Here is a 1,096-nt window from a genome sequence, read left to right as displayed (position 1 = left end):
AGTAGTTGCCGCCCGCCGTGCCGATGATGAAAGGCGCTGCGATCACGAACACGGCGGTGATGATGCCCACCGTCAGCGTCTTCGTCAGGTTCCGTTCTGAAATGAGCGTTGTCGGTGCTTCGATCGGTTGAATTGATGTCATTTTCAAACATTCCGTTTATAAAAATCGCCGCATTACTTGATGTTCATTGCAGGTCTTTTCCGATTTGGCGGGAATACGCGCCATACACCGTCTTCGTGACGGAAAAAGAACATCGCAGCAAGACCTGCCGACGTTAATGTTTCAACGCACACGTAGCATTCCTTCCGAAGCCGACGATTTTTGAATTTTGTAACTCGGACTGGATTTTCCGGGATTGGGTCAAGCCAATGCTCAACCACTGCTCGTAGTGACCTTCCCTCACGCGCCATCGGAATCTCCATCGAACTGCTTACTGCAGAAATGCTATTACGTTACAAGGCATCGGAAGTAACGGCGAAAACCAACGACCTGGATAGCGATAGTTAGCTCGCCGCATGAGTGCCTTCACCTATGCCCGGTCCGCAACACGTTCGCCTAAAAGACCAGACGGTCTGAACACCAGCACGATGATCAGCACGATGAATGCAAATACGTCCTGGTAGTTACTGCCAAACACACCGCCAGAGAGGTCGCCGATGTAACCGGCGCCGAGCTGTTCGATCAGGCCGAGAATCACGCCACCCACCATCGCGCCGCCGAGGTTGCCGATACCACCCAGCACGGCTGCCGTGAACGCCTTCAGGCCGGGAATGAAGCCCATGTAGAAGTGCGCGTTGCCGTATTCCGACGCGATCATCACGCCCGCCAGCGCCGCCAGCGCCGAGCCGATCATGAAGGTCGCCGAAATCACGAAGTTCGGGTTCACGCCCATCAGCGAAGCGACGCCCGGGTTTTCGGCGATCGCGCGCATCGCGCGGCCGAGCTTGGTCTTGTGCACGAGGAGCAGCAGGCCCGCCATCACGAGGAACGCGACGGCGATGATCACGATTTCAGTCATCGAGATCACGGCGCCAGGCGTCGTATCGGTGGCCTTGATCACGTTGAGGGGATCGGTCGGCAGCAGCTGCGGGAACG

Annotated in this window: 1 protein-coding gene and 1 pseudogene; both read right to left on the bottom strand. The window is 56.7% G+C overall.

Annotated features, from left to right (window positions below; all coding sequences use genetic code 11):
- Nucleotides 1-142, bottom strand: a pseudogene (locus tag H3V53_RS43120) (ABC transporter ATP-binding protein); the annotation flags it as partial.
- A 388-nt stretch (nt 143-530) separates the two neighbouring features.
- The coding region (locus H3V53_RS43115) for a branched-chain amino acid ABC transporter permease (RefSeq protein ID WP_336603030.1) at nt 531-1,096 on the bottom strand (566 nt) is incomplete at its 5' end.

The sequence above is a fragment of the Paraburkholderia bengalensis genome, assembly GCF_037126505.1.
GTDB classification, from domain to species: domain Bacteria; phylum Pseudomonadota; class Gammaproteobacteria; order Burkholderiales; family Burkholderiaceae; genus Paraburkholderia; species Paraburkholderia bengalensis.
Note: the sequence above shows the minus strand (reverse complement) of the source record. Positions and strands in the feature narration are given on the sequence as shown.